The following is a 25,975-nucleotide window of genomic DNA, read 5'->3' as shown; positions in this document are numbered from 1 at the left end:
TTCTTCCGCCTTGGGGAACGAGTGCTCTTGGCTCATCATCATGGCTTCAGCTTAACCCTTTTTTGACTCCTGTCAACCCTTATCCCTGAATCCTTACAGTTAACTTTAAAAGGTTGGAATTTCTTTAAAGTAGAATGAATTAAATCTTTATAGGCACTTGGATTGATCTGATCTAATGAAAATCCTGAATAACATGAGATAATTGATAAAACAGTCAAATGGAGATCTGAGTGTGGATAATAATACTGATTAGGTGCAACTGCTTGAATTTCTTCCAGAGTCCTCCTAACAGCTTTTTTAACGTTTTCAGTTGGTCGAGCTAGTAAGGTTACACCATATCTCTGATCAGTTGTCGCATCAAGAAATGGATCAAACTGAAAATCTCCAGCTTGAAATTTTGGCAAAGACTCATTCCATAGTTGATTGTAAAATTGGTTTAACTCCATAAAAAATCTGAAGGTTACTTCAACCAATGGTCTAATCAGTAGCGGGGCTTAACAATTACTCCTCTAATAGCTACTACACTGCCCTTCTCCGAGTCACTGTCATCGGCATGCCTTGTCGAGGTCGCAAGGTCAGCATCGGGTGAGGCTCAATTGGGAACTCAGCATTCAACTGGAAGTGAAATTGTCGCGCGAGCGTTGCTAAAATCAGCGTTGCTTCCATGAGAGCAAAGCCACGTCCGATACAAACCCGCGGTCCGTCCCCAAACGGAAAGTAGGCTCCCTGTGGCAGCTGTTGTTCTTCCTCTTGCATCCAGCGTTCCGGGCGAAACTGCTGTGGGGCTTGGAAGTAGCGCGGATCGCGATGCATGGACCACTGACTCAGAAAAATCAAGTTGCCGGGTTGCAGGTCACATCCTCCTAGTTTAAAAGAGTCTACCACCTCGCGGCCAATGCTCCAAGCAGGCGGGTACAATCGCATAGATTCCTTGATAATTGCTTGGGTGTAAGGAAGTTGCTCCAACTCGGTTGCCTCTGGTTCATAATCCTGAGGGAACGCCTGCAACTCCTGCAAGAGCTTTGCTTCCACTTCCGGATGCTGAGACAGCAACATTAACGTCCAAGATAAGCTAACAGCTGTGGTTTCATGTCCTGCCAGCAATAGAGTCATGACTTCGTCTCGCAGTTCGCGATCGCTTAATTGGTTGCCATTTTCATCAGTTGCTTGCAGCATCATCGACAGCAGATCGTCGCCAGGCGCTTGCCGGCGCTGGTTAATGATGCTATAGACAAGTGCATTCAGTTGCGCGATCGCTTGGCGAGCCTTACTGTAACCAGGAAGCAACCATTTTGGCAGGAGAAAAGAGACCTGAATCTGACGGAGATGGTGCGTCAAGATAGCATCGAGCGAACGTGAAACTTGGGAGGCTTGCTGGGTAAGATCCGTCCCAAATAGCGTCTTAGCAACAATTTGCAACGTCAGTTGCATCATTTCCTGGTGGAAATCCCGCGACTCGCCATCTTTCCAGCTTGTTGCCGCTCTCTGAGCGCATTCAGTGACGATTTGGCCGTAGTTGACAATGCGATGTTGATGAAAAGCGGGCTGAAGGAGTCGCCGATGGCGTTTCCAGACGTCGCCTTCGCTCAGTAGCAGCCCGTTCCCCAAGACATCCCGAAGGGCACGATAACTAATCTCTTTAATCAAATTGGCTTGGTACTTTCGTAACACCTCTTCAATCAGGTTAGGATGATTAAACATATAGACGGGAAGCGGTCCCCATCGAAAGAAAACCACATCCCCATACTCGCGCGCGCATCGCTGGGAAAATCCGAGAGGGTCTTGATTGAAGGCAAGCATATTGCCCAGTAAGGGTAAACCGGGCGGACCGCTTGCTCCTACTTCCGAATTGGGCTGGGTTAACTGGTCTGACATAATTGCTACCCTTTCGCCTCTATTCCTTCCTAATATTGAGTATTTTACCGACTCTGATCAGGTCATCAAACGTCCAATTTGACGTATCTTTGCACAAGGATATTAGTCGATTTTAATCCAGAGATTAACTGACTGTTTTGAAAGTGGGTTGCGCGAGCTTTAGTTTTCGGAAACGTTATCTGTACAATTGCAACTCAAATACCTTAATCCAAAAACTCTAAAATTAATTGGTTAAACTCCTCTGGATGCTCAATCTGCGGAAAATGCCCACAACACTCAAAAATATGTAGACGAGCATTTGCTAACCCTTGAGCTGCAACATCGGCATGAGCAACAGGTAAAACAGGGTCGTGTTTTCCCCAAATGACCAATGTTGGTGCGGTAATCTGAGATAATTGATGAACGATTGGACGAAACACTCTAGAACGCACCCCCAACAGATTGAGGTTTGCCCTTGATAGCCTGACAAGAGAACTCAGTGCTCCTGGGAGCACAGCTAGTTGGTAAATTCGTTCAAACCACTCATCAGTAATAACTGATGGGTCATACACAACTGACTTCAAGAGCCAAGCTACACTTGGTCGGTTGGGACGGAAAACTCTACTAAATTTGTCAATGAAAGGGAGGGTTCCTAAACGCGAAAAGATCTCTATCTGCTTGCCTAACCCAAAACTATTGACCAATACTAGTTTTTCCAGTCTATCAGGAAACATGAGGGCAAACTGTAAAGCAACGCCACCTCCCATTGAGTTGCCGACTAAACTAGCGCAGCGGATATTACACGTATCCATAAAGTCTTTGATGAACTGAGCCTGATCACTCAGCGAATAGGAAGCAAAAGGTTGATCAGAGCGACCAGAACCGACCATATCCACGGCGCAGACCCGATGAAACTGAGCCAAAGCATCAACATTGTACCACCAAAACTCCACAGAGGCTCCACCCCCATGAAGCAAAATAACTGTCGATCCTTGATCTCCAAGTGACCAGTAGCGGGTGTTAATAGAATTCACTTGAGCGTACTGATCTGGCGGGGGCTTGATTTCCATCATACAGTCGGTTACTCAGCAACGGTCAAAAAACGAACGCTTCTTCATCGACGTGCCGACGCAAGGCACTTGCCACGTCTTGAATGGCTGTTTTAGACGTCAGCTTCCTGCTTGACGAAAGGCACTAAATGCATCATGAAATCGCGTTTGCCAATGGGCGCTCCTGCCATCCGCATGATGTCATAAGCTGTGGTCAGGTGAAAATAAAAATTGGGCATTAAAAAATCGTCTACGTAGGCAAGTCCGGATAATTCTGCATATAGCCCTTGTCCAAGATCGAGTCGATGGCTCTGGTGAAGCTTGGCATCAGTAACATTGATACTTGCCAGTAATTCCTTCGTCGATGAAATATCGCTCTGAGCCTCAGCGAAAGAGCCGACATCAGGATTCAAATTATCCGCCGGCTGTCCCAGACACCACAGGGCAAAGTTGCGGGGCTGATTGCAAGTAAATGCGATCTGGGTGCCGAAAGGAAACATATCGGGTGCGATACGGCGCTGTAATAGGGACTCCGCCTCGTCTCCGAAATGACTCTCCACTACTTCTAAGAGATGACTCAAGGTATCGAGCCTGGAACTAAAGATATTCTGCAATGCTGAAATTTTCTGCTTTTCCATAGAATTTTGCCTGAATCCAATTGGTGAGGCTTAACCGCCCAAGTCAAGGGCAAGGGTAAAGAAGGTAAGGTCACTCAATAACTAAGCTACCGTCTTCATTGAATTCCCAGCTCTCAGCATAAGCGACTTCCCAGAGATGACCGTCAGGATCAGAAAAATAGCCGCTGTAACCGCCCCAAAAGACATCTTGAGCTGCCTTTTCAATTTTACCGCCAGCTTTCTTGGCTAGTTCCAACACTGTGTCTACTTCAGCTTTGGATCTTGTATTGTGAGCTAAGGTGACGCCAGAAAAACCGGAGCGAATAGGGCTCAATTCGGGGGAAATATCTTTTGCCAGTTGTTCCAAAGGATACAAAGCTAAACTAACGCCGTCCGTTTTGAAAAAGATAATGTCATCTTCTGGCTTTTTCGATGTCGGAAAGCCAAGCGCTGTATAGAATTTATAGGATTTTTCGAGATTGGATACACCCAAGGTGATAATGCTAATACGTGGTTTCACTTTATTTGTCGGCGAATTATTCTGAGTGATCTAAGATTGTTTTTACAAACCACTTAAATTTGCCTGAACAGGTAATTGTGCCATCGAGTTCTTTCACTTCAACAGCTATTTCAATGGTGCTTCTGCCCTTTCTAGTCAGCTGATCTCGAAATCTAGATCTAGAATCATCATCAACAGATGAATAGGCTGATACAGATTGTTCTGCTGGTTTTTTATATTTTACTTTGGCTTCACGTAATACAGGAAAAACTTGATCGGATAATTCTGGACAAAGAGATTGCAAACAATCCCCGCTGGCAGTTTCAGCAAGAGCAAACTGAGCACTCGCATGAATGGTTCCTACATGATTCTGAATGGATTGGCAAAATTCAAGATTAAGAGTTCCTGAGTTATCGTATTGGATACCAGCTGTCTGGATAAATGGAACTTTTGTAATATCCATAAGTATTGATGACGGGTCACAGAGACTTAATCTAACGGTCAAAGTCAGCGGCGGACTTAAATATTTGGGCAAAAGCCGACATGATGTGGCAAAGTTACCGCCCTTCGGGCATCGCGCTATCAATCTGCTACACTGTATTTTCTGAACTTAACCATATTCTATCACTTTCTCAGCCCGATCGCGCCTTATTTTGATGTCTCGCGTTTGCGAAGTATGGGCGGAGCCCAATCAATCGCGCGTAGTCCTGAGCCGCTACAGACCTACTCGTTTTCTAACCATCGCTAACGTCTGCTGTGCAATTGGCTCTGCTAGATCTTTGCCTTTTTTTAAGATGGCATCGACTTGGCTAGTGTCACTAGCTAATACATCATATTTTTCTCTGATTGGTCGCAGCGATTCTACCAGCAGCTCCGTTAACTCAGATTTGAACTCCGCCGTCCCCCTTCTTTCAAACTTGGCTTCAATTGCCTCTGGTTTTTCGCCTGATAAAACCTGATATATACTTAACAGATTGAAAATTTCAGGACGGTTAGGATCAAACCGCAATGTTGGCTCACTGTCTGTCTTGGCTCGTCTAAGCTTACGACTAATCTCATCTGGAGTATCGAGCAAGTAGATACAGCTACTTTTATTGGGATCTGACTTTGACATCTTCTTCGTCCCGTCCGATAAACTCATCACACGAGCTGAAACCTCCAGTAAATCAGCCTTCGGCACGGGCAAGGTGTCACCATAGCAGTTGTTGAACTTGCGGATAATTTCACAAGTCAGCTCTAAATGTTGTTGTTGATCCTCGCCAACCGGAACCAGAGTCCCCTGATATAGCGAGATATCTGCTGCTTGTAGAATGGGGTAAATCTTCAATCCGGTTCTTACTGTCTGCTGCTTCTGTGACTTTTCCTTAAACTGAGCCATTTGCTCTAACCTCCCCTCTGGAGCTAAGCAGCTCAAAATCCAGAACAGCTCGGTATGATAGCCACCTAATTGACTTTGTCGGAAAAGGACAGCTTTTTCCAAATCTATATTGCAGGCCATTAGGCTCATCATGGTTTGCCGAATAAGATCGCGCAGCTTTGCTGGATCCGGTAAGGTCGTCAAGCTGTGTAAATCAGCTATGAAAAAGTAACTTTCATCATACTTCTCGATTAGCTTCTTCCAGTTGATAATTGCCCCCAAGTAATTCCCCAGGGTCATCTCCCCCGATGGCTGAATTCCTGAAATTACTCTCTGACGGTTGCTCTGCTTGTTTGTTGTTAATAAGCTAGCATCAGTCATGTCGTCCTTCTGCATCGTTGAAAGATCGGGTAAGCATTTAGCATCTTTCCGCCGCTAAATCAAATCAATTATAGCAGGGTTTCCAGAATCAATGGCGTTTCCTGCTTCGATGAAGTGACATAACCTGAGTTCAGTTAGTGTTTGTCTTTAAGCAATCAGACACGCCTCCTGTTGAATGGAAGCAAACCCAATTCAAAACCCGATTGAAACTGCTATCTCGACCTGAAGTTCTGCGGAAAAGACACTGCTTTTGCGATCTTCCAACTCAATTGTCACAGCGTGCCCCTCTATTTCGTCTGCTTTAGGGAGGATCCACTTTGCTTTTTGTTCTGAGTAGAACGTCTTCCCCAAGGTTTCAAGGTTGAAATTCCGATTATGACAAAGAGAACAAGAACTTGAATGGCAGTTCCTAGTAATACTCCCTTAGCATCAAATCTATAGATTGCATTATTCAGGGCTTTTAATCCTTCTTGCTCTGAAATACGAGAAGTAGTATGTCCCCACGGAAATAGCCAAAAGGTTCCAAAAATAATGAGTCCAGTTGTAAGTGCCCATTTGGCAATGACCCAATAGAACTTTGTAAAGCCGTAATTTGTTCCCCAACACAGAACGGTTGCAGTAACTACAGAACCAATTGCAGAAGGAATAACAACCCAGTCATCAAGTAAAGTAATGGCATCATTAAGGGTATGCAAAACATCAGAATTCATTACATCCATGTTTTTCAGTGACAGAAGAAACATACTTAATACAGTTCCTGTCCACAAGGCAGCAAAGCCAATATGTGCTGATAGTATCCAGTTTTTCTGATTAATACTTAGTTTCTGCATCTTTCCTCTCCCATCGGCATTTGGGACAGGTTCGATCTAAGGATAATTGAACTTGCACCCATTTACTTAATGTATTAACTATCAACATATTAAGTAAATAGGTAAAGACTGTCAAGCTTTAGGGATTAAGATTCCTACTGAAATTTTCAATAATCTGATCAAGTAGTTGCAAAAGCTTTTCTTCTTCCACTTGAGATAAAGTATTTGTAGCTCGTTTTATCGTTTCTGCTCCTAGGGGGGGAAGCACTCTCATCAATTGTTTTCCTTCTTCTGTTAGCCAAATCCGAATCACTCGGCGATCACTTTCATCACGCTCTCGATAGAGAAGGTTTCGATTTTCCATTCGATCAACTACACCAGTTAGAGTTGCGCCCAGTTGTTTTAGTTTATCTGCAATATCTTTTGTTGAAAGACCATCATTTTCCCATAAACAACACAAGACCAGATAGTGGAATGGTGTGAGATTATAGGGTTCAAGTCGCTCCCAAAAATCACGGTACATTAGTTGAGATGTTAATTTTAATTTATAGCCTAAGTTATAGGGAGCAAGAGCAAATTGCCATTGTTGCAGAAACTCAGCATCAGAGGAAAAAGTAGACATTGATTCAAAATTAACTGTTATTTAAGTTTAGATAATTAGTGTGTTAATTATTTTAAAAGAACCACAGGCTATCCAGCACCTATGATACGTTCTGCCTTTGGTCTTTTTGCTGAAGTTGTATGATCCAACCCAAGCCATTAGCATTACCGCAGGCTGGGATGGAATTCACCTTTCAGCCGCTCAGCATCAGATGCTCGGAAAAGCGCTTGCGGCTAAGATCCGAAACATCTTTAAATCAAATCAAACTTTGTTTGACTGTTTCAATAAGCTCTTGAAGTCTTGAAATCGTTAAGTCAATATCATCTGGTGTGGTTCGTGGGTTAATGGGACAGATTCTAAGTACTGTTTTTCCTCGTAATTTGGTTGAGCTAATCATTGCTGTACCATCTTGAATTAAGGCTGCAACTAGTGATTGATTTAACTGATTTAGATCCCCATCAGAGTAACCCTCTGCTTCATATCGAAAAGTTACAATTCCCATCTGTGCTTTAGTTACGATCTTCCAATTTTCTAAAGAATGAATCCGGTGCTCAGCATATCGAGCTAGCTCCAATCCCTGCTGAACGGCACGACCAAATGCCTCAGTACCAAAAACCTTTTTCATAGGGTTGAAACAGCCATTTATGAGGATCGAAGGAACAAGAATGAACTTGCTCGAGTCCTTCTAGAGTTTTTTTACCTTCCTGAGAAAATACTGCAGCTATTCCATAGGCACCGTCAGCATGTAGCCATAAATCCTCTTTGTTGCATATAGCTGCGATTTCCTGGAGAGAGTCCACAGCTCCCGAATTCGTGGTGCCGGGATTGGCTACTACACAAAAGGGTCGAAGACCATCGCGTCTGTCCTTAGTAATTGTAGTGACAAGGGTACCAATATCTAGTGTGAAGTCTGCATTTGAAGGAAGCCTACGAAATTGCTTAGAGGTAAATCCCAGAATTTTTAGCGCCCGTTCAATTGAGGAGTGTGTTTGATCGGAAAAGTACACCACAGTTCCCTTGATATCGTCCTGCAGCTTGATGTGTCTGGCAACTGCCATAGCTGTTAGATTTGCCGCTGAACCACCGCTGGTAAAAAGTCCCCCCGCTTGTTCCGGAAATCCGCAGAGTTGTCGTAACCAATCTATCGTAACAAGCTCCACTTGAGCCGGACCAGCTGCTTCAAGCCAAGTTCCTGCAAATACATTCAATCCTGAACTCAACGTATCAGCCATCACACTGATAAAATTGCTAGGGCTAGGGATAAAGCCAAAAAAGCGTGGATGATCCAGATGCATAATATGGGAAAGCACTTTTTCTTGAGCTTGCTGTAAAACCTCCTGTATATTTTGGCCTTGTCGGGGTAACGGTTCTCTCAATAAAGTTTCTAGATCTGATCGGCTAGCTGTGTTAGTGGGTGATTTTTGAGAAAGAGTTTGGAAATGATCGATCAACAGATCCACAATTTGATAACCTAGTCTTCTCATTTCTTCGGAAGACAATTCTAATTTTGAATCTTCGTTAGTCATACTTTGCCACCAATGAAACTGAGTAAACCCTCTGATTAATTCTAGTTGCTTAGCTAATTGACAGCGACACCGGGCAACGACTAATGAGAGATCGCTTAATTGATTTCACGATTGGTTGGTACTGGTTAGCATCTACCGCTTGGGAGCAGACTCCTCAACAAGATCACGTGCCCGCACTAGAGCCAATACGAGGACTGCACAGACGAATGAGATAGACGCAATGATGCCGAAGACAGTAGTCAGGGCACTAGTATAGCTCTGAGTGGCGGCTTGGACAAACGCTTCACGCTCAGCAGCAGTGACTGAAGCTGCTGCACCAATGAGGTCACCGGTGGTGACGCGGTTAGCCAGCTCGGCGACTCGCTCATCAGCAGCAACAGATGTGCCAACAATAAGCCGAAGAAGCCGGTTCTGAGTTAGACTAATCAGGATAGTACCTATGCCGGCAATTGCGGTTGAGCTACTCACTAAGCGAATGGTGCTGAACATACCAGCAGCCATACCACTACGCTCCGCCGGCACGACGCTGACAGCGACATATTCCATCAGACCGCTTACCGTGCCAGCGCCGATACCAGTGAGTACTAATCCACTCAAAAGTACAGTCGTACTCGTGCCGGTTTCGAGTTGGCTCATCCACAAGGCTCCGAGACCGATCAGCCCTAGCCCGGCACTCAGTAATATCCGTGCTGGCAGATAGGTGGTCAGCTTACTGATAATGAAAGGCACCACAAACACAGGAATGGTCAGTGGTAGCATCACAAGCCCAGCCTGCAGAGGCGAGTACTCTTTGATTCCTTGAAAGTAGAGTGGAATGTAAACTAGGAGCGCCACAAAACCGCAGGAGAACGCCAAGGGAAGAAGCGAAATGGCAACAAAGGTGGGTTTGCGAAACAAAGCCAAGTCAAACATCGGGCGAGGCTGCCGCTGCTCAACAAGTAGGAAAAGCACACCGAAAACCAGAGTTCCGAGGAGTGCCCCTGCAACTAAGGGACTGCCCAAGCCAGCTTCTGGAGCCTCGATCAAGGCGTAGAGAAATAAGGTGAGGCTTAGCATAAAGGCAATCAAACCAGCCCAGTCAACTCGATGGGCACCAGGATCCCTAGATTCTCCCATTCTAGGCACAGCCAGCACGAGAATGCCCAAGCCAACTGGCACGTTGATTAAAAAGATCCACCGCCAGCTCAACCAGCTAGTCAGCACGCCACTTAATAGTGGTCCGATAGCGAGGCCAACCCCGAAAGAAGCCCCCAAGAAACTGTAGGCTTGGGCTCGCTCAACCCCGCGAAACTCGTAAGCGACTAATGCACTACTGGTGGGGAACAAGAAAGCTGCGCCAATGCCTTCCAGTGCTCGAGAGAAATTCAGCATCAGTGAGCTTTGCGAGAACCCACACATCATTGCTGCAACGTTAAACAAAATAACGCCGAGAGTAAACATCCGTCGGCGACCGAGTAGATCCGCCAACGAGCCCGCAGTAAGCAGAAACGCACCGAAAGTTAGGTTGAAAGCATTGACAACCCATTGCAAATCGGCAAAGGTGGCATTAAGGTCTTGTCCGATGCTATCCAATGCCACTCCAGAGCTTGTCACGTCGGTTGTCAGCATAACTCCTCCCGCGCCAGCACCGATCAAAGTTGCCAGCTTACGCTGGCATAATCTGGCGTTGGCTTTTTCTCGATCCTTCAAAGTCTATTTCCTTAATTTGTTAGGTTTGTAGCCAGATATTTGTGGACAATCCAAATCTTGCTATATGTTGTATAAAACTATTTATTTAGCCATGCTCAGGAGACTTGTCTCTCCCCGTTGTTCAATCCGTTCACGAACTCGTTGCCAAAGTGCTTCATCCTCACGATAAACACACAAGGCTGCAACTGCATCTTTTGCTTCTGCCAGATCGCCCTCCTCAATCAGAGATAACAGAAATGAAATCGCCTCATCATTTCTCAGGAGCGCGATTGCCATCAATCCCGTTTGTCGAAGCTCTCGAAGGGAGAGGGAGCTCCACCAAGTTCGCAAAATCCCGAACGCTTCCAATAATCGCGCTTCTCCTAATGCTAGCACTGCTGCTTCGGCCAGCTCAGCCCTCTTGCGATCCTCAGCCTCTGGCTCAATCACTAGAAAGGAACGCACTAACTCAATTGAGGATGGCGTTGGGGATAACTGGAGCAACGCCAGAAAACAGTCCGATAACACTGGGGCGCGATCGCCCATCCCGATCCGTAACCGTAACAGGGGAACAGCTGACAAATCTCCCGTATAGGCAAGGGCGCGGGCTGCTCCCATTCGGGCCTCGGGTTCGGGGTCAGCCAACAAGTCTGCTAACTCGCTCATGACATCCGAGTAATTTATTCTCACCAGCCCCAATGCACAGACACTTCGCAAGGGCGCCGCAGTATCCACCGAACCGCCCCACACCGGTTCTCGCTGTACATGGCGAATGCCCCGCAAAAACAAATCTTCGTTGCTGTGGTTCAAGCGATAGAGCGCATCGGCTAGTTTGAGCTTCGCGGTACAACCGGGATCTCGCTCGCTAGGCTTCGTCATCGCCCACTCAAATCCGGAAACCAAATCGGGAATCAGGTCGTCATGTTGGGCTTCTGCGATCAGGGTTGCTGCTTGCGCGATTACAACCGGCTGTTTCGAGGCGAGTAATTGGCGCAGTAGCAGCTGTGCTTCTGATTGAGTAGGGTCGGAGCGAATTTGCTCTATTTGCGCGAGAAGTGATTCCAATTTGCGCGATTTGGCCATAGCATACTCGAGGAAGTGTTGACTTGTTAGGTTATCTTGGTGCAAATGGCTTTTTATTGCTCTGTATCTAAGAACTGTGTTGCCGAAATCGGCTGAGAACTGGCTTTTGCAGACATGAGCCAAGCTGTGCCAATTAGTGTTGAGTATCCTCCAAACAAAAAGGCTGCGTATCGCCCTGCTGTTTCAGGTTGCATATTGCTCATCAGTTCTGAAAAGCCAGCAAGAATTGGAATTTCGCCCAGCATTCCCGGCAAAGCAATACAGATTGCACCTTGTAACCAATCTTTTTGCTCAATCTTCCGCCACTTCATCACTCCCAGCGAAACAACGGCATATAGAATGCCTGTTAAACCGACGTTGAGCCAATACCCAGTAGCAGACCCCTCAAAGAAGGATGAACCACTCAGGCGATAAACCAATGTTCCTGCTGCCCAGATGACCAATCCGAGAGCAATCAAGCCAACTCTATCTTTTGTCCTCATGATTTTGCCCGACCTCAACTTAATGGTGTTAACGTAATAGTCGTTACGTTAATTATTAATGTAATAGCTGTTACATTAACTGTCAACCTATGAGCCGACCGACTGAACCTCAGAAGAAGCAGGAGCTTCTGGAGCAATGCCTAGCTGCTGCAATCGAAGCAGGAGCATTGGATTCTAGCATCAATGGGATCGCCAAGAGGATAGGCACTAGCGGACGAATGCTGGTTTATCACTTTGGCTCAAAACAAGAATTAGAGCGACAACTCATTGGTTTGTTAGAGACTCGCTTGCGCGAAAAACTATGGTCATTTCAGAGTGTGTCACTTGAAGAGGCTGATTGTCTAGCAGACCCCCTACTCGAAATGTGGAGCCATTTGACTTCACCAGCGATGTGCGGCTTGCTGAAACTGACGATGGAGCTAAATCAACGTGCCATACAGGGTGACTCAGAAACACAACATTTCATCGAGCAAGAGAGCAAAAAGTGGGTAGATTCTTTGTTTAATTTCACAAATGACAAAACTACAGCTTTATCGCTATTTCACTTATTTCAAGGCGCAATCTTAGACTTCTTGACGACAGGAAATGCACAACGTGGGCACCAAACTATCAATGCTTTCACGCAAACGCTGCGATAGTTTCAATCTGAGCACTGAAAGACAATCTTCTGGTATTGTCTTACGGAGAACTCAAGCAACGTCACGATGCCGATTAGCCGCCGCCAATCACTTCGGGTTCTAGCCATCAACCTTCGGTCGTGTGCGTGGGCCTTGTTAGACAAGGTGATGCCTCCTCTCGCATCAATATTGCTGATTCCTGCCCGCGCAAACCAGTTTGACCAATTCGGTGCTTCCGCACCATAATACATCCATTCAAAGTGGAGTAAACGATGATGGGCTAAATCTTTTGGTTTGTTGAGGGGATGCTGACCAACGGTCAAGAGATGAGGGCTACAGACCGGAACAAATTGATCCGACATCAACGGACGAGTGACTAAACCGAAATAATTCCCCCGACCGTAACGGAGGGCAAGATCAACAGTTTGCTGGTGTAAATCCACAACTTTATTAGCGGTATGAAGACGTAGATTAATTTCGGGATAACGTTCCTGAAACTGAGGCAATCGGGAAACTAACCATTTCGTTGCTAAGACTGGAGTAACGCTCACTGTTAATTCGCAATGGTCTGGAATTTGTTTTAATTGCGCGATCGCGCTTGCCATCGCATCAAAACTCTCCTGCACTTTCGGATAGAGAAAAGCACCCGCCTCAGTCAAAGCTAAAGGACGGGGACGACGGCGAAATAACGGCATTCCCAAATCATCTTCCAGGACTTTGATTTGATGACTGACCGCAGTAGGCGTAACATCCAATTCAACAGCCGCTTGCTGAAAACTTCTCTACAGCATCTTCTGAGTGCGGCAGCGATGAATTTAGAAAGAATTTATGCTTGGCTCGAAGAAATTCCACTGGCGAAAACTCGCGTTTCTCATTTTCAAAACATCACCAATCAAAAATTAGCGATTGTGCCAGAGGCAATGGCTTCGCCGGTTCACGTAGCGAACATCGCGCTTTGAGTCTGTTTTTTGAATTCGCCAACAGGATCCGTATCTCGGCTCAACGCCAATTCCGGTTTCGGGTAGCGCTATAGTGTGTGAAGAACATCTCTGTTGCAACAGCGAGGGTTACACTTTCAGATAGGATTTCGGCAGAAGCGAGCGGTCAATGGCATCCCTGCTTGGTTAAGGAGATGAGGATGAAGCCAAGGATTATTATTTGTGGCTTAGGGCGGACTGGATATAAAATTTTTGTGTTGCTTCAAAAGCAGGGGGTAGCGGTGGTGGGAGTGAGTGATGCTCCGTTGCCGGAGTCAAAAGAGCAAGAAGATATTATTGTTGGGGATGCGCGATCGCGCGCGACATTAATGGCAGCGGGGATCGAATCGGCACAAAGTCTGGTTTTAGCGGGAAATGATGATGCGGTGAATCTAGCTATCCTTACCCAAGCCCGCTTACTCAATCCTGAAATTCGCATTGTCAACCGACTGTATAATCATAGTCTGGGTCAACGCCTCGATCAGATTCTACCCAATCACTTTAGTCTCAGTGTTTCCGCCTTAGCTGCCCCCGTTTTTACCTTTGCTGCCATGGGCAATGAGGCGATTGGACAACTGCAACTGTTTAATCAAACTTGGCCGCTTCACGAAGAAGTAATTAGTGCCGATCATCCTTGGCTGGGAACCCCCATTGATGAACTTTGGGAAAACCCGCACCGGATGCTAATTCATTATCTCCCGCGTCATGGCAATGGCAATTTAGTGGCAGCAATCACAGCCGGAAAACGCTTAAAAGCCGGAGATCGCATTATTGTTGGGATTCGACCGCAAATCCGGAAAAATCATCGTCAGCGCCTCAGACGAAGGATTAAAACGATAACGCGGTTGCCCTTGTTTCATCATCATGCGCGTCCCGTTGCCATAGTAACTTTGAGCTTATTGGTAACGATTTTTCTTGCCACTGCCACCTATGTATCCACTAACTTAGACACTTCCATTGTCAATGCGCTTTACTTTTCAGTGGGAATGATTACCGGTGCCGGTGGACAAGAACAAGTAGCAGAAAATGCCAATACATTGATTAAAATTTTTACAGCCTTGATGATGATTGTGGGCGCTGGCGTGATTGGGATTTGCTATGCTCTGATTAATGATTTTGTTCTGGGGAGTCGGTTCAAGGAGTTTTGGGATGTCGCGCGACTTCCCACCCAGGGTCACTATATTATCTGTGGGTTGGGGGGGATTGGTATGCGGATTGTGGAATATCTCCATCAACAAAATCATGAAATTGTTGTGATTGAGCGCGATCGCGAAAATCGCTTTCTCCACACCGCGCGATCGCTGGGGGTTCCCCTCATCCTCGAAGATGCCAACCTCGAAGCCACCTTACAAGCAGCCAATCTCCAGAAAGCAGAAGCGATCTTTGCGGTCACCAGCGACGATATGGTGAATGTTGAAATTGCCCTCACTGCCAAAGCCTTGCAAGGTAAGCTGCCAGCGATTGTCCGTAACCATAATCCCGAGTTAACCCATTCGGTGCAAAAGGTTTTTCAGTTTCAAAATGTCTTGTGTCCCACAGACATTGCTACCCCAGCCTTTGCGGCGGCGGCTTTAGGGGGGAGAATCTTAGGGAATGGTTTAAATGGCGATTTGCTATGGGTTTGCCTCTCGACACGGATTACGCCACAGCATCCCTTTTGCAATCAGTTGGTGAAAGACAGTGCCATGGCAGCCAACTTTGTGCCCCTCTATCTGGAAACGCAGAAAAAAACTCGTCACGGTTGGCAACTGCTGAACACTTGTTTAACCGCAGGTGATATTTTATATCTGACGATTCCGGCAACAGAATTAAATTTATCCTTGTTTTACCATTCCAGCTAATTATGAGCAGACTCTATGATTGTATTATTGTGGGTGCGGGTCCGGCAGGTGCCAGTGCAGCCTATCATCTGGCAAAACAAGGACACGCCGTTTTAATGATTGAAAAAGAAACCCTTCCTCGCTATAAACCTTGTGGCGGTGGCGTTGCCCCTATTATTCAAGAGTGGTTTGACTTTGACTTTTCTCCGGCAATTTCCCTGAAAGTGACAGGGAGTCGCTATACCTGGAATCAAGCGGATGCCTTAGAAGTGAGTCTCGATCAGACACAACCGCTGTGGATGGTGAGACGAGAGGTTTTTGATCAGTTTCTAGTGCAACAAGGGCAAAAACAGGGGGCAGACCTAAAAGAGAATACTCTGGTGACTGGGGTGGAACCGCAAATAGATAAAATCTTGGTTCAAACTCGTCATGGCAGCACCTTTCAAGGACGTTATCTGATTGCTGCCGATGGCGGGAGGGGACCGCTAGCGACTTGGTTAGGGTTTAAGAAGCGAAAACGTATTTTAGCCGGGGCATTAGAAACAGAAGTTCCGATTAGTGATCAGCGGGATCAACGGATTCATTTTGAGTTTGGCATGGTCAAGCCCGGGTATCTCTGGAACTTTCCTAAAGCGGATGGCTACTCCTTAGGCATTGGCGCTTTTAGCAAGCGCGGGTCACAAAACCTGCGGCAGATTTTAGCGGATTATGCTCGTTTGTTTGAGGTTGATTTGAAGGAAGCCCGACACTGGGGGCATCCGATTAGTCTCTGGAACGGCGATCAAACACTGCATACTGATCGCGCTCTTCTGGCAGGGGAAGCGGCTTGTGTCGTTGATCCCTTTACAGCAGAAGGAATCCGTCCTGCGATTTTTAGTGGGATTAAAGCTGCCGCAGCCATTGCTGGGGCTTTGCAGGGAGAAAGTGAGGCTTTGGCAAATTATTCTTGCGCGATCGCGCAAGAATGGGGCAAAGAAATGATTTGGGCGCGACGTCTCGCCGATACGTTTTATCGTTTTCCCGCCCTTGGATATCGGATTGGGGTGAAACGAGCCAGTGCGACCCGGACTCTGGTCAAAATTGCCACGGGTGAACTCAAGTATTCTCGGGTTGCCCAACGCGGTCTGCAACGCTTAACCTCCTTTGCCAGGTAGAGAGTAGGGAGAAACCTCCCCCACTCCTATTTCTACCTATTTTAACGGGGAGCGCGACCATAGAGTTCTGTTAACAATCCCAGGCGATCGCGCAATTCATTGGTTAATTCGTCACGACGATAGCGCCATGCCCAGTTATCGCCCAATTGACTGGGTGTATTCATTCGAGCCTCACTACCCAAGCCTAAAATATCTTGGAGGGGGATCATCGCTTGATTGGCAACCGACCCCAGGGCGACGCGAATTAAACTCCAGTGAACGCCTTCTGAGGAAATTCCACCCACATATTGACGCACCGTCTCTTTTTGTTCCGCTTTCCGTTTCTTATACCAGCCTACCGTCGTGTCATTATCATGAGTCCCCGTATAAACCAAACAGTTGCGGTCATGATAATTAAACGGCAAATAGGGATTTTCTGGACCCGAATCAAAGGCAAAGTGTAACACTTTCATCCCGGGGAAGTTGAATTGAGCCCGCAGGGCATCCACATTCGAGGTAATAATCCCTAAATCTTCAGCGACAATGGGTAATTCACCGAGACGTTCCCGCAACAGCTTAAAAAACTTCTCTCCCGGGGCTTTGACCCAGTGGCCGTTGCGGGCATCTTCTTCTCCTTGGGGCACCGCCCAAAACGACTCAAAGCCTCGAAAATGGTCAATGCGGAGTAAATCAACATAATCGAGCGTGCCTTCAAAGCGATGCAGCCACCAATCAAAGCCATTGGCTTCCACTTGTTCCCAGTTATAAACCGGATTACCCCATAATTGTCCGCCTTCACTAAAATAATCGGGGGGAACGCCCGCCATTAAAGAGGGTTGACAGGTTTCGGGATCCAGGCAGAAGATATCTTGGTGGACCCAAACCGCCATGCTGTCATGGGCGACATAGATCGGAATGTCCCCTAAGATTTTAATTTGACGTTCATTGGCATAATTTTTCAGGTTTTGCCATTGGCGATAAAACTCAAACTGGAGGTATTTATGATAGTAAATCTCCCAGCCCAGATGTTCTTTCCATTTCGCTAGGATTTGCGGATCGCGCTTGGCTAAGCCTTCCTCCCATTCATGCCAACTAATACCATTATGCGCTTCTTTTAGGGCCATAAAGAAGGCAAAATCCTCTACCCAGTAACCATGCTTGTAACAGAAATCATGGTAAGGACCCCGCTGATCTTCCGGGAGTTTCGCAAACCGTTCAAACGCTTGACGTAAAAGCGGCATTTTCATGGCTTCTACACGGTCATAATCGACCCGTTCCTCCGGAAAACTCGGATATTGATCTACTTCTTCTTGGGTGAGTAAGCCTTCCTCCACTAACTTATCGGGACTAATTAATAAAGGATTCCCCGCCAATGCAGAATAAGATAAGTAGGGAGAATTGCCAAATCCGGTGGGTCCTAAAGGAAGAACTTGCCAGACTTGCTGTCCGCTTCCGGCTAAAAAATCGACAAACTCGTAGGCTGCTGCGCCCAAATCTCCAATTCCGTAGCGACTGGGAAGGGAGGTGGGGTGTAGTAAAATTCCGCTTGCTCGGTCAAGTTCCATATCGTTCTGTGTAATTCTACTTGATACTAAGGTACTCCGAAGAGATCGAGTTAACCTACATTAGACACTGTTACATCCGAAAGGGAATAAAACAACCTATAATTTTCAGTCTTGCCCCTAGTTGTTAAGAAATATAAACATTTCGTTTTTTTTGACGGTCCAATAAAATTTTTGGGGCAGTTTTAAGAGGAACCTGGTTTAAAGTGAAAGCGTATGTTAGTTAGAGATCAGTTCTCTGCTTCAGCCCAAGCCTCATTTTTAAAATAATGCTTGTTATTTATTTAGCCTGTGCTTTAATCGGTGGTCTCTTTGTTGCTTTATCGGTATCTGGCGGTTTTGAGGGCTTTGATTTTGATACCGAAGCTGATTTTGATGTCGATGCTGATGTGGACGCCGAAGCCGATTTTGATGATGTCGATTTTGGCACGTACCAAGGGAAAACTGAAAAAAAATATAATCCGTGGCTGGGTAAGCCTTCTCCCCAACAAAAACTCTGGCTGCCCATTTTTAGTTTCAAATTTTGGACATTTGGTATTTGTTTTTTTGGCTTGACCGGGTTAGCGTTAACCTGGCTGCAACCGAGTTTGGGCAGCTTTCTCATCGCACTCATTGCTGTCTTAATGGGATTAATCATTGGCACAGCAATGGCTTGGTTATTGCGGGTATTAGGGGGAAACTACACCAATAGTTTCACGCGGACTGATGATTTAGTGGGTGTTGTGGGAACCGTGGAAATTCCCTTTGATGCCAGTAGCCGTGGCAAAGTACAGCTGTCGTTGAAAGGCTCAACTTTGGGATTTTCTGCGATGACCGAACAAGATAAAGCATTTCAGCGCGGGGAAGAAGTCTTAGTGGTTTCTTGCCAAGATAACCGAGTTTGGGTGGTTTCAGCCGACAGCTTAAAAGATCAATAAGACAATTGGAGACAATCTGAATTATGGTTCAGCAACGGGACATAGAAAGAGAAACGGTGATGGAGGTTTCATCACCACCAGTTTTTGCCCAGACCAATAATAGTAATGGTAATCCTTTGGGAACCAGTGTCACGATCGCGCTCGTTATTTTTGTCGCTGTTCTCATGGTCGGGGCGATTAATAGTTTGGTGCAAATTTGCGATCCCAATAAAATCTTGATTATTTCCGGTCGCAAATATAAGCGCAAAGATGGACAGCAACTGGGCTACCGAGTCATTTACGGCGGACGCACCTTTCGGATCCCCATCCTGGAACAGGTGGAAACCATGGATTTAACCACGATGCCCGTCCCCATTGAAGTGACCAATGCTTACGCGAAAGGGGGAACGCCTCTGAATATCCAAGCGATCGCGAATGTGAAGATTTCTGGGGATTGGTCACTAGTAGGGAATGCGATTGAACGGTTTTTAGGGCGCGATCGCGGTGAGATTTCCCGCGTGGCACGAGAAACCCTAGAAGGGAATTTGCGGGGAGTAGTGGCAACGCTCACGCCGGAACAATTAAATGAAGACCGCCTCGAATTTGCGGCACGGATTGCCAATGATGTCAGTGGCGATTTAGCCAAACTGGGGTTACAACTGGATACCCTCAAAATTCAAAGCGTCTCGGATGAAGTGGATTATCTCAACTCCATTGGACGCCGCCAAATTGCCACTATTGTCCGGGATGCAGAAATTGCCGAATCGAACGCGGTAGCCGAAGCCGAACAAATTGAAGCCGACTGCGATCGCCAAGCAGAAGTTGCTGAAACTCAAGCTCGCACGGCAGTTCAAGAAAAAGAAAATGAACTGCGACGGATTAAAGCGGAAGTGGAAAAAGAAGCGAAAGTGGAAGAAGAACGGACTACCGCTGCTGCTAAAGAAGCGAAAGCCCGTGCCCAACAAGAATTACAAGCGGTTCGTGCCCAACTGGAAAAAGCGCGCTTAGAAGTGGATGAGATTTTACCCGCGCAAGCGCAACAAAAAGCGGACGAATTACAAGCCAAAGGGAAAGCGGCAAAAGTGGCTGAAGATACCAAAGCGTCAGCCCAAGTCAACGAAATGCTTGCTCAAATTTGGCAAGAAACTGGGGTTGATGCCTCCGAATTATTCCTGGTGCAACAAATGGAAATGATCCTCAAACAAGCGGCAAATGTTCCCCATCGCTTGCATTTAGGGGATGTCACAGTGATTGATAATGGCGATGGCAAAGCCCTTGCCTCGCTTTCTAATGCCTATCCGGAAATGATCCGTCAGTTTTTACAACAATCGGAAGAAACCTTGGGCATTACTTTGAGTGGGAAAAAGGGAGAAGCAGCTGAGGAAACGAAAACGGAGGAAGAAGCATGAGCGCGATTATTACCTTACTCGTACTATTATTCGGTGGGGCAGGAACGATTGCCCTTGTGATCAAAAACTTGTATTACATTTGTCAGCCCAGTGAAATCCTGATTTTTGCCGGGAGTCGCCAAGCCGTTGCTGATGAAAAAACCGTTGGCTATCGTCTCGTCAAAGGCGGGAGTAGTATCCGGAAACCCTTATTAGAAAAAGTCTTTCGGATGAATCTCACCAACATGATCATTGAGTTGAAAGTGACCAATGCTTACTCGAAAGGCGGCATTCCTCTGAAAGTCGATGGGGTTGCCAATATTAAAGTGGCTGGGGAAGAACCCACCATTCACAACGCGATCGAGCGCCTGTTAGGAAAAAGCCAAAAACAAATCGAAAAAATTGCCCAACAAACCCTAGAAGGGAATTTAAGAGGTGTTCTTGCCAGTCTCACCCCCGAACAGGTCAACGAAGACAAAATGGCATTTGCGCGCAGTCTCTTAGAAGAAGCCGAAGACGACTTACAAAAGTTAGGCTTAGTGCTTGATAACTTACAAGTTCAGAACATCTCAGATGATGTCAACTATCTCAACTCCATTGGGCGTAAACAGCGCGCTGACTTACTAAGGGATGCCCGTATCGCCGAAGCGAGAACGAAAACGGAATCGGCACTGCAAGCGGCAGAAAACAAGAAAAATACCTCTCTACGACAAGTCGAAGCCCAAACCGCCAAAGTTCGTGCCGAAGCCAACCGCCGTCTGCAAGATGCCCTGACTCAACGGGAAGCCGGTATTGCGGAAGCGGAATCGGAAATTGCAGCGGAAGTGGCTCGCACGCAAGCGGAACTAGCCGTGCAACGGGAACGACGGAAGCAAGTGGAACAGCAGTTACAAGCGGATGTGGTTGCCCCAGCGGAAGCGGACTGTCAACGGGCGCAAGCGGAAGCCAAAGGACAAGCAGCTAGCATCATTGAAGACGGGAAAGCACAAGCCGAAGGGTTACGCAGTTTGGCCAAATCTTGGAATGCGGCGGGTGAAAACGCCAGAGAAATCTTCCTCTTCCAAAAACTGGAACCGCTGCTATCGAGTATGGTCAGTACGGTTCCCGAAATTGATGTGCAGAAAGTGACAGTGATTGATCCGGCTAAAGGGGGCAATGCCACAAAATTAGCTGCTTTTACCGAACAGCTACGAGAAAGCACCGGCATTGATTTGCCGGGGATGGCAGAACGGATTGGACAGTCTAACACGGCAAGTCAGGAAAACAGCCAAGAGTAGTTGATGTCACTTGAGGGCGATCAATCGCGCTGCTGAGTCATGATCGCCCTTAATGGTTCCCAAACGCTAAAATCTGATCCGCACTAAGGTTAAATTCCGTCACAACCGTGGATTGAATCGGCGTTTCACCCCGATAAACCCTATCTTCATACTTCCCTTCCACCCAAAGACACACCATCACTTGTTGCGGTTCGGGATCAATAATCCAATATTCGGTAATGCCTCGCGCTGCATATTCTGTATGTTTATAGCGGTAATCTCGATTGCGATTGTCTTCCCCTGGCGAGACAATTTCAACCACTAAAGCCGGGGGTGGCATCTCTCGGGTTAGGGTTGCGCGTTTTGCACCGACTAAGGCACTTCGCGACGCCTCAGAATGCACCATGAGATCAGGTAAGCGACAAGTAGCCCGTTTGCCAGTGACTTCAATTTCTGTATCTTTAAGGGAAAGTAAGGTCAGAGAAAGGTATTTTGCCAGTTCAAAAAATAAGAATTTCGCGATGCTCGAATTAACTTGGCTTTCCGGCGGCATTACCGTCAATTCTCCATTGACTAACTCATAGCGCGTATCAGTGCCGTCATCATAGGCTAAATAGTCTTCCATTGTTAGCAGTTGGGAAGAAGGCGCTACAGTTTGGGTCATGATTTTGCCTCCCAATTTTAGGGATTTATCTGAGCTAGATTCATTATATCTAGGCCTAACCCTTTCAAAGTCTTGCGATTTTCTTATATATTGATCGTTAAGTAAACGGAAACTTTGCTAAATAAGCGATTACCTTACAGATATCTCTGCTCGATTCCATCAAGACCGATTAACCTTAGAATAGCGTCTTCTAACATTTACTAAAAGAGAATTAAATTGAGATAAATTTTGTTCATATTCAACTTTGGTGACTGCAGCTTCTTCTACTTTTTCATCAGCTGGATGTGAAATTGTATTATGATTTCGTCGATCAAACATTCTTATTACGAATATAATTTCCGAATGATCTGTGATTTTTTCTAACCACTTAACAACATCTTTACGGTTATATTTACTACGAGACGTTTTTGTTGGTTCATTGCAAAAACACCACTCTTGCAATGTATTTAAAAGATGACTGTAAGCTAAGCTGTAAATACCACGTCTTTGTGCGATTCTCGTATAACGCACTTGTTCCATGAGACTCCTATTTTTCTTTAAAAAGCTATCCTCTATTTCTATATACCGATTTTTAGAAATAGGAACGGGATTAATAAGACGATTTATTAAACAAACATATGGACTATGCTTTTTTTGAGAAAGTGACTCAATTTCACAATCAAATTGTTTATTATATTCTTCGATTAACATCAAATGCTCTGCCAAGTGAATAGTTGTTGAAGGAGGTTGAGAATTTCTTAAATCTTCACGTACATGTTCAAAAAGATTATTCAAAGCATCCGGTACACGAGAAATTAGAAATATTAAAATTTTTATACTTTTTGATATCAAAACGGGATGCCAATCTTTAAAAATTACTTCAAGCTGCTGTTGAGCATCTTGACTACGCATATAATCTATCACTGCTCTTTGAAAACATCGCTTTAGAGCTAAATCGTCATTAGCTGCAAGTCGATTGACATATCCTTGAGATTTAAATTTCTTCCTTAAACGTTCTAAAACTTTTATTGCCTGATCTAATATTTCCTGAGGCGATTCACCACCATCTTCTAGTAAAGGAGCGTGAAAACTAACCAGACAACTACTTTCAATTAACTTGTTAATTTCATCTTCTGAAGTAATTATATCTAATCTAGTTTTCAAAGGATTAAGAGTTAAAGCAAGTTGACTTGATAGATGTTCACCAATACGAGTAGATACGTCAAGCATTTTTGTCCCAATATTCTCCTTATTCTCCAAATGAGAAAATGGAATGATAAGAAACATATCATCAACATAACGGTGAAAAGTAAGCAAAGGAAATTCTTCTACCTGAAAATTATGTATTAGATTATCAAGTGGAAAGAGAAATAAATGACTGAGAAGATTTGAAACAATATTTTGTTGAGATATTGGAAGACCCTCTGAACGTTCCATTATTAAAAATAAAATTTCCCTAATCTTTAATTTTGTCTTTTCATTATAATTAAGTTCTAATTCTGATTTTGATAATGCCTGCTGACTCAAAACTTCTATAAGAAAACTGTGATCGATAGACCGAAAAAAATCCTGTATATCAAGGTGTAAAACGGCTACTTTATGGTTTTTTATATTCTTTCGTACAGTTTGACGAATTTTCCTTGTAAATTCTTGGTAGTCCTGTTGGTAATGAATTCTACTTTTTTGCGGTTCGTCTAAACAAATATTTGCACCATAATAAGTATAAATTGCCGCACGTTTCTGGATCTGCTTTAATTCTTCTCTTATTTCTTTTGTTAACTCCAAAAAATAGAACCCCAAAGCGTAGTAAAGTATCCAAAGAGGGGCTTCAAGAAAGTGAAATTGGCGGACTCCGCCGTCACCCTTAGGGACAGCATAAGGAGTAGCATTAAACAAATGTGGATAATTGAAAAAGATGTCTTTTTCAATATAATTACTATAGAAGTTTGTCAAGTCAATCTTATTTAATGCATCCTCTCTTCTAAGAATTTCTAAATCTAGACTGCGATGATTACGCGCACTTGATTCAACCTGACTACTTAAAAGTTGGACGGCAAACTCGATATGTTTTTTTGTTAAGAATTTTCCGATCAAATTTCTAATAAAGTTTTTCTTTTTACTATAAATAATAGGATTTCAGGATACTACTTAAACCAACAAAAATGAAAGTATCAGAACTTCTTATACCGTTTATCAAAAGTCACTGGAAACTTGGCCCCAGTTTGTAGGGAGGTTCAATTAAGGATCTCTCTAGCCACTTTTGAGAATTGGTATTAATTAGTGATTCATACTTGATTATCTGCATTTTCATCAAACTTAGCTTTCCCGAAAGTGTCTCCATACTAATCACTAACGAGTGTGAACATAGATTGAGCACTGATAGCACTCCAAACTTGCTCGCGCTGTATTTCCAAGTATTTGTAGGGTTCATCGAGAGGGAAATGCTCGTTATAGTGATTCCAAGTAAGAACCATACAATCAATGAGGGGCAAATACAGAACATGCCTTTAACTCTGCTGTACGGAAATCAATTGGAATGACTATAACTGTGCGTTTGTTCGGATTTGGTTAACTCAAGCCGATGGTGAAGCGTTACGTTTAGTTACCTCATCAGGACTATACACCCGCACGAATGGCTCATTTGCCCGTGTCCCCATGAGCGCTTATAAAGTGGGGAAAATCGCCGAGAATTGTGTTCCCTTTCTGAGTAATCATTTAGCAGAAGAAAGCTGGGTTAAAGACCGAGAGTGGGCAATTGCTAATCAAATTCAGAGGTTTGCCGGTTATCCGCTGGGAAAGCGCGATCGCTTCGCCGGTTCCTGAAGGATGAGCTAAAGCAGCTGATTAAGATTTTCATAAAGAGCTTCGATAGGGCAAGTATAGCCAATACTCACAAATTCTACGGTATCTCCCGCCTGAACAATGTGAGGCATCCATAAAGCATCAGACTTGCGCAAAAACTGTTCCACTAAAACTTGTTTTTGATGAATCAGGATATATTCTTCTAATTCTGGGATTGATTTATAATCAGCAAATTTATCCCCGCGATCAAAGGCTTCTGTGGAATCAGAGAGGACTTCAATCATGAGCTTTGGATGTAAAATAAAATCTTCGTTAGAAGCGCGATCTCGCTCATCGTACGTAACAGCTAAATCGGGGTAATAAAATAGATTCAGGGCAGGGAGGCGCACTTTCATATCCGATGCGTAAGCAATGCAACCCCTCCCTCGCAGATGATTCACTAACAACGCAGAAAGATTGCCCGTAATGATGACATGAGCTTTACTCGCCCCTGCTATAGCAACCATTTCCCCTTGAATATAGTGATGTTTGATCGGACTGCTGCGTTCAATTTCTAAATACTCTTCAGGGGTGAAGTAAGCATGGCTTTGGCTACGGGTCATTGTCCGATGCTGAGTGCATTTCGCTTCTAATTTTAGCCAATCAATCAATTAAGTTTTTTGGGGTAGCAATTTGAGGGAGATAGCGCGATCGTCGTTTAGAACAAGCCAAAGAATTACTTCTTAGTGGACAAATTCAAGTGAAAGAAGCAGCGCAAGCAGTGGGTTACGCTAGTCCAACGGCGTTTAACTGGCAAGAGCGCGAGAACATAAGTCCCGCGCTGTAATCTCTGATTCAGCGTCGGGATATCCTCACTTCCTCGTCGCTTCGCTCCTGCGTCGCTGCGTTGGAGTCTCGCCGTTGATTGAGTGGGTTCGATACCCCGAAATCAACATTTACCAATTAGTTGTTTTTG

26 protein-coding genes and 1 pseudogene are annotated in these 25,975 nt (G+C 45.2%); 8 read left to right on the top strand and 19 right to left on the bottom strand.

Annotated elements, in window-relative coordinates; genetic code table 11:
* Window positions 1–38 precede the first annotated feature (38 nt).
* From GVY04_18925 to GVY04_18860, 14 genes are all read right to left on the bottom strand, one after another.
* Window positions 39–473, bottom strand: coding sequence for a hypothetical protein (locus tag GVY04_18925; protein NBD18128.1), 435 nt, complete (start codon window positions 471–473; stop codon window positions 39–41).
* A 46-nt stretch (window positions 474–519) separates the two neighbouring features.
* Window positions 520–1,875, bottom strand: a complete 1,356-nt coding sequence (locus GVY04_18920; GenBank protein ID NBD18127.1) for a cytochrome P450 — start codon at window positions 1,873–1,875, stop codon at window positions 520–522.
* Between the two features lie 203 nt (window positions 1,876–2,078).
* Window positions 2,079–2,927 (bottom strand): alpha/beta fold hydrolase, encoded by an 849-nt coding sequence (locus tag GVY04_18915; GenBank protein NBD18126.1) that lies wholly within the window; start codon window positions 2,925–2,927, stop codon window positions 2,079–2,081.
* An 89-nt stretch (window positions 2,928–3,016) separates the two neighbouring features.
* Window positions 3,017–3,541, bottom strand: a complete 525-nt coding sequence (locus tag GVY04_18910; protein ID NBD18125.1) for a DUF1993 family protein — start codon at window positions 3,539–3,541, stop codon at window positions 3,017–3,019.
* A gap of 70 nt (window positions 3,542–3,611) precedes the next feature.
* Window positions 3,612–4,040 (bottom strand): VOC family protein, encoded by a 429-nt coding sequence (locus tag GVY04_18905; GenBank protein ID NBD18124.1) that lies wholly within the window; start codon window positions 4,038–4,040, stop codon window positions 3,612–3,614.
* A 16-nt stretch (window positions 4,041–4,056) separates the two neighbouring features.
* Window positions 4,057–4,482, bottom strand: coding sequence for a DUF4442 domain-containing protein (locus GVY04_18900; GenBank protein ID NBD18123.1), 426 nt, complete (start codon window positions 4,480–4,482; stop codon window positions 4,057–4,059).
* A gap of 252 nt (window positions 4,483–4,734) precedes the next feature.
* Window positions 4,735–5,757 (bottom strand): tryptophan--tRNA ligase, encoded by a 1,023-nt coding sequence (gene trpS, locus GVY04_18895; GenBank protein ID NBD18122.1) that lies wholly within the window; start codon window positions 5,755–5,757, stop codon window positions 4,735–4,737.
* A gap of 287 nt (window positions 5,758–6,044) precedes the next feature.
* The gene (locus GVY04_18890; protein ID NBD18121.1) at window positions 6,045–6,587 is read right to left on the bottom strand and encodes a hypothetical protein; all 543 of its coding nucleotides are present in this window, start codon (window positions 6,585–6,587) and stop codon (window positions 6,045–6,047) included.
* A gap of 118 nt (window positions 6,588–6,705) precedes the next feature.
* On the bottom strand, window positions 6,706–7,188 hold the full coding sequence (locus GVY04_18885) for a MarR family transcriptional regulator (GenBank protein NBD18120.1): 483 nt from the start codon (window positions 7,186–7,188) through the stop codon (window positions 6,706–6,708).
* A gap of 235 nt (window positions 7,189–7,423) precedes the next feature.
* Window positions 7,424–7,792: a hypothetical protein gene (locus GVY04_18880; protein NBD18119.1), complete on the bottom strand. Its 369-nt coding sequence runs from the start codon at window positions 7,790–7,792 to the stop codon at window positions 7,424–7,426.
* Window positions 7,770–8,693 carry an aminotransferase class I/II-fold pyridoxal phosphate-dependent enzyme gene (locus GVY04_18875; GenBank protein NBD18118.1) on the bottom strand — a complete coding sequence of 308 codons (924 nt, stop codon included), beginning with the start codon at window positions 8,691–8,693 and terminating at the stop codon, window positions 7,770–7,772. The genes GVY04_18880 and GVY04_18875 overlap by 23 nt, the downstream gene beginning before the upstream one ends.
* A gap of 132 nt (window positions 8,694–8,825) precedes the next feature.
* Complete coding sequence (locus tag GVY04_18870) at window positions 8,826–10,382, bottom strand: MFS transporter (GenBank protein ID NBD18117.1); 1,557 nt, start codon at window positions 10,380–10,382, stop codon at window positions 8,826–8,828.
* Between the two features lie 81 nt (window positions 10,383–10,463).
* The gene (locus tag GVY04_18865; GenBank protein ID NBD18116.1) at window positions 10,464–11,444 is read right to left on the bottom strand and encodes a hypothetical protein; all 981 of its coding nucleotides are present in this window, start codon (window positions 11,442–11,444) and stop codon (window positions 10,464–10,466) included.
* A gap of 53 nt (window positions 11,445–11,497) precedes the next feature.
* Window positions 11,498–11,926: a hypothetical protein gene (locus tag GVY04_18860; protein ID NBD18115.1), complete on the bottom strand. Its 429-nt coding sequence runs from the start codon at window positions 11,924–11,926 to the stop codon at window positions 11,498–11,500.
* An 89-nt stretch (window positions 11,927–12,015) separates the two neighbouring features.
* On the opposite strand from GVY04_18860, the gene GVY04_18855 reads away from it, so the two are divergent.
* Window positions 12,016–12,564 (top strand): TetR family transcriptional regulator, encoded by a 549-nt coding sequence (locus GVY04_18855; GenBank protein NBD18114.1) that lies wholly within the window; start codon window positions 12,016–12,018, stop codon window positions 12,562–12,564.
* Window positions 12,565–12,566: 2 nt separating this feature from the next.
* On the opposite strand, the gene GVY04_18850 is transcribed toward GVY04_18855, so the two are convergent.
* Complete coding sequence (locus GVY04_18850; protein ID NBD18113.1) at window positions 12,567–13,298, bottom strand: LysR family transcriptional regulator; 732 nt, start codon at window positions 13,296–13,298, stop codon at window positions 12,567–12,569.
* A gap of 12 nt (window positions 13,299–13,310) precedes the next feature.
* Between GVY04_18850 and GVY04_18845 the strand changes: the two genes are divergently transcribed.
* From GVY04_18845 to GVY04_18835, 3 genes are all read left to right on the top strand, one after another.
* On the top strand, window positions 13,311–13,502 hold the full coding sequence (locus GVY04_18845) for a hypothetical protein (GenBank protein ID NBD18112.1): 192 nt from the start codon (window positions 13,311–13,313) through the stop codon (window positions 13,500–13,502).
* A 179-nt stretch (window positions 13,503–13,681) separates the two neighbouring features.
* Window positions 13,682–15,361, top strand: coding sequence for an NmrA family NAD(P)-binding protein (locus GVY04_18840; protein NBD18111.1), 1,680 nt, complete (start codon window positions 13,682–13,684; stop codon window positions 15,359–15,361).
* Between the two features lie 2 nt (window positions 15,362–15,363).
* A complete protein-coding gene (locus GVY04_18835; protein ID NBD18110.1) occupies window positions 15,364–16,494 on the top strand; it encodes a geranylgeranyl reductase family protein in 1,131 nt (376 codons plus the stop codon).
* 41 nt (window positions 16,495–16,535) lie between these two features.
* Here the strand turns inward: GVY04_18835 and malQ are convergent, their stop codons facing one another.
* Window positions 16,536–18,038, bottom strand: a complete 1,503-nt coding sequence (malQ, locus tag GVY04_18830; protein NBD18109.1) for a 4-alpha-glucanotransferase — start codon at window positions 18,036–18,038, stop codon at window positions 16,536–16,538.
* 266 nt (window positions 18,039–18,304) lie between these two features.
* Here malQ and GVY04_18825 point away from each other — a divergent pair, with 266 nt between their 5' ends.
* The 3 genes from GVY04_18825 to GVY04_18815 are packed head-to-tail and all read left to right on the top strand — an operon-like array spanning window position 18,305 to window position 21,596.
* Complete coding sequence (locus GVY04_18825; GenBank protein NBD18108.1) at window positions 18,305–18,952, top strand: DUF1449 family protein; 648 nt, start codon at window positions 18,305–18,307, stop codon at window positions 18,950–18,952.
* Between the two features lie 23 nt (window positions 18,953–18,975).
* Window positions 18,976–20,340, top strand: a complete 1,365-nt coding sequence (locus tag GVY04_18820) for a flotillin family protein (protein NBD18107.1) — start codon at window positions 18,976–18,978, stop codon at window positions 20,338–20,340.
* Window positions 20,337–21,596 carry a flotillin family protein gene (locus tag GVY04_18815; protein ID NBD18106.1) on the top strand — a complete coding sequence of 420 codons (1,260 nt, stop codon included), beginning with the start codon at window positions 20,337–20,339 and terminating at the stop codon, window positions 21,594–21,596. Before GVY04_18820 ends, GVY04_18815 begins: the two co-directional genes overlap by 4 nt.
* Before the next feature lie 49 nt (window positions 21,597–21,645).
* Here the strand turns inward: GVY04_18815 and GVY04_18810 are convergent, their stop codons facing one another.
* The gene (locus GVY04_18810; GenBank protein NBD18105.1) at window positions 21,646–22,242 is read right to left on the bottom strand and encodes a Uma2 family endonuclease; all 597 of its coding nucleotides are present in this window, start codon (window positions 22,240–22,242) and stop codon (window positions 21,646–21,648) included.
* A gap of 156 nt (window positions 22,243–22,398) precedes the next feature.
* Window positions 22,399–24,312 (bottom strand): hypothetical protein, encoded by a 1,914-nt coding sequence (locus GVY04_18805; protein NBD18104.1) that lies wholly within the window; start codon window positions 24,310–24,312, stop codon window positions 22,399–22,401.
* A gap of 441 nt (window positions 24,313–24,753) precedes the next feature.
* Between GVY04_18805 and GVY04_18800 the strand changes: the two are divergent.
* Window positions 24,754–25,011, top strand: a pseudogene (locus GVY04_18800) (protein kinase).
* Window positions 25,012–25,049: 38 nt separating this feature from the next.
* On the opposite strand, the gene GVY04_18795 reads toward GVY04_18800, so the two are convergent.
* On the bottom strand, window positions 25,050–25,622 hold the full coding sequence (locus tag GVY04_18795; GenBank protein NBD18103.1) for a Uma2 family endonuclease: 573 nt from the start codon (window positions 25,620–25,622) through the stop codon (window positions 25,050–25,052).
* Between the last annotated feature and the right edge of the window lie 353 nt (window positions 25,623–25,975).

This window comes from Cyanobacteria bacterium GSL.Bin1 (assembly GCA_009909085.1).
GTDB lineage: Bacteria > Cyanobacteriota > Cyanobacteriia > Cyanobacteriales > Rubidibacteraceae > Halothece.
The sequence above is the reverse complement of the archived record's forward strand: the minus strand, read 5'-3'. Positions and strand labels throughout refer to the sequence as shown.

Excerpts from the sequence above, each read along its gene's own strand:
- GVY04_18920 (NBD18127.1), bottom strand. The coding sequence starts at position 1,875 with ATGTCAGACCAGTTAACCCAGCCCAATTCGGAAGTAGGAGCAAGCGGT.
- GVY04_18915 (NBD18126.1), bottom strand. The coding sequence starts at position 2,927 with ATGATGGAAATCAAGCCCCCGCCAGATCAGTACGCTCAAGTGAATTCT.
- GVY04_18910 (NBD18125.1), bottom strand. The coding sequence starts at position 3,541 with ATGGAAAAGCAGAAAATTTCAGCATTGCAGAATATCTTTAGTTCCAGG.
- GVY04_18900 (NBD18123.1), bottom strand. The coding sequence starts at position 4,482 with ATGGATATTACAAAAGTTCCATTTATCCAGACAGCTGGTATCCAATAC.
- trpS (NBD18122.1), bottom strand. The coding sequence starts at position 5,757 with ATGACTGATGCTAGCTTATTAACAACAAACAAGCAGAGCAACCGTCAG.
- GVY04_18890 (NBD18121.1), bottom strand. The coding sequence starts at position 6,587 with ATGCAGAAACTAAGTATTAATCAGAAAAACTGGATACTATCAGCACAT.
- GVY04_18885 (NBD18120.1), bottom strand. The coding sequence starts at position 7,188 with ATGTCTACTTTTTCCTCTGATGCTGAGTTTCTGCAACAATGGCAATTT.
- GVY04_18880 (NBD18119.1), bottom strand. The coding sequence starts at position 7,792 with ATGAAAAAGGTTTTTGGTACTGAGGCATTTGGTCGTGCCGTTCAGCAG.
- GVY04_18875 (NBD18118.1), bottom strand. The coding sequence starts at position 8,693 with ATGACTAACGAAGATTCAAAATTAGAATTGTCTTCCGAAGAAATGAGA.
- GVY04_18865 (NBD18116.1), bottom strand. The coding sequence starts at position 11,444 with ATGGCCAAATCGCGCAAATTGGAATCACTTCTCGCGCAAATAGAGCAA.
- GVY04_18860 (NBD18115.1), bottom strand. The coding sequence starts at position 11,926 with ATGAGGACAAAAGATAGAGTTGGCTTGATTGCTCTCGGATTGGTCATC.
- GVY04_18855 (NBD18114.1), top strand. The coding sequence starts at position 12,016 with ATGAGCCGACCGACTGAACCTCAGAAGAAGCAGGAGCTTCTGGAGCAA.
- GVY04_18840 (NBD18111.1), top strand. The coding sequence starts at position 13,682 with ATGAAGCCAAGGATTATTATTTGTGGCTTAGGGCGGACTGGATATAAA.
- GVY04_18835 (NBD18110.1), top strand. The coding sequence starts at position 15,364 with ATGAGCAGACTCTATGATTGTATTATTGTGGGTGCGGGTCCGGCAGGT.
- malQ (NBD18109.1), bottom strand. The coding sequence starts at position 18,038 with ATGGAACTTGACCGAGCAAGCGGAATTTTACTACACCCCACCTCCCTT.
- GVY04_18825 (NBD18108.1), top strand. The coding sequence starts at position 18,305 with ATGCTTGTTATTTATTTAGCCTGTGCTTTAATCGGTGGTCTCTTTGTT.
- GVY04_18820 (NBD18107.1), top strand. The coding sequence starts at position 18,976 with ATGGTTCAGCAACGGGACATAGAAAGAGAAACGGTGATGGAGGTTTCA.
- GVY04_18815 (NBD18106.1), top strand. The coding sequence starts at position 20,337 with ATGAGCGCGATTATTACCTTACTCGTACTATTATTCGGTGGGGCAGGA.
- GVY04_18795 (NBD18103.1), bottom strand. The coding sequence starts at position 25,622 with ATGACCCGTAGCCAAAGCCATGCTTACTTCACCCCTGAAGAGTATTTA.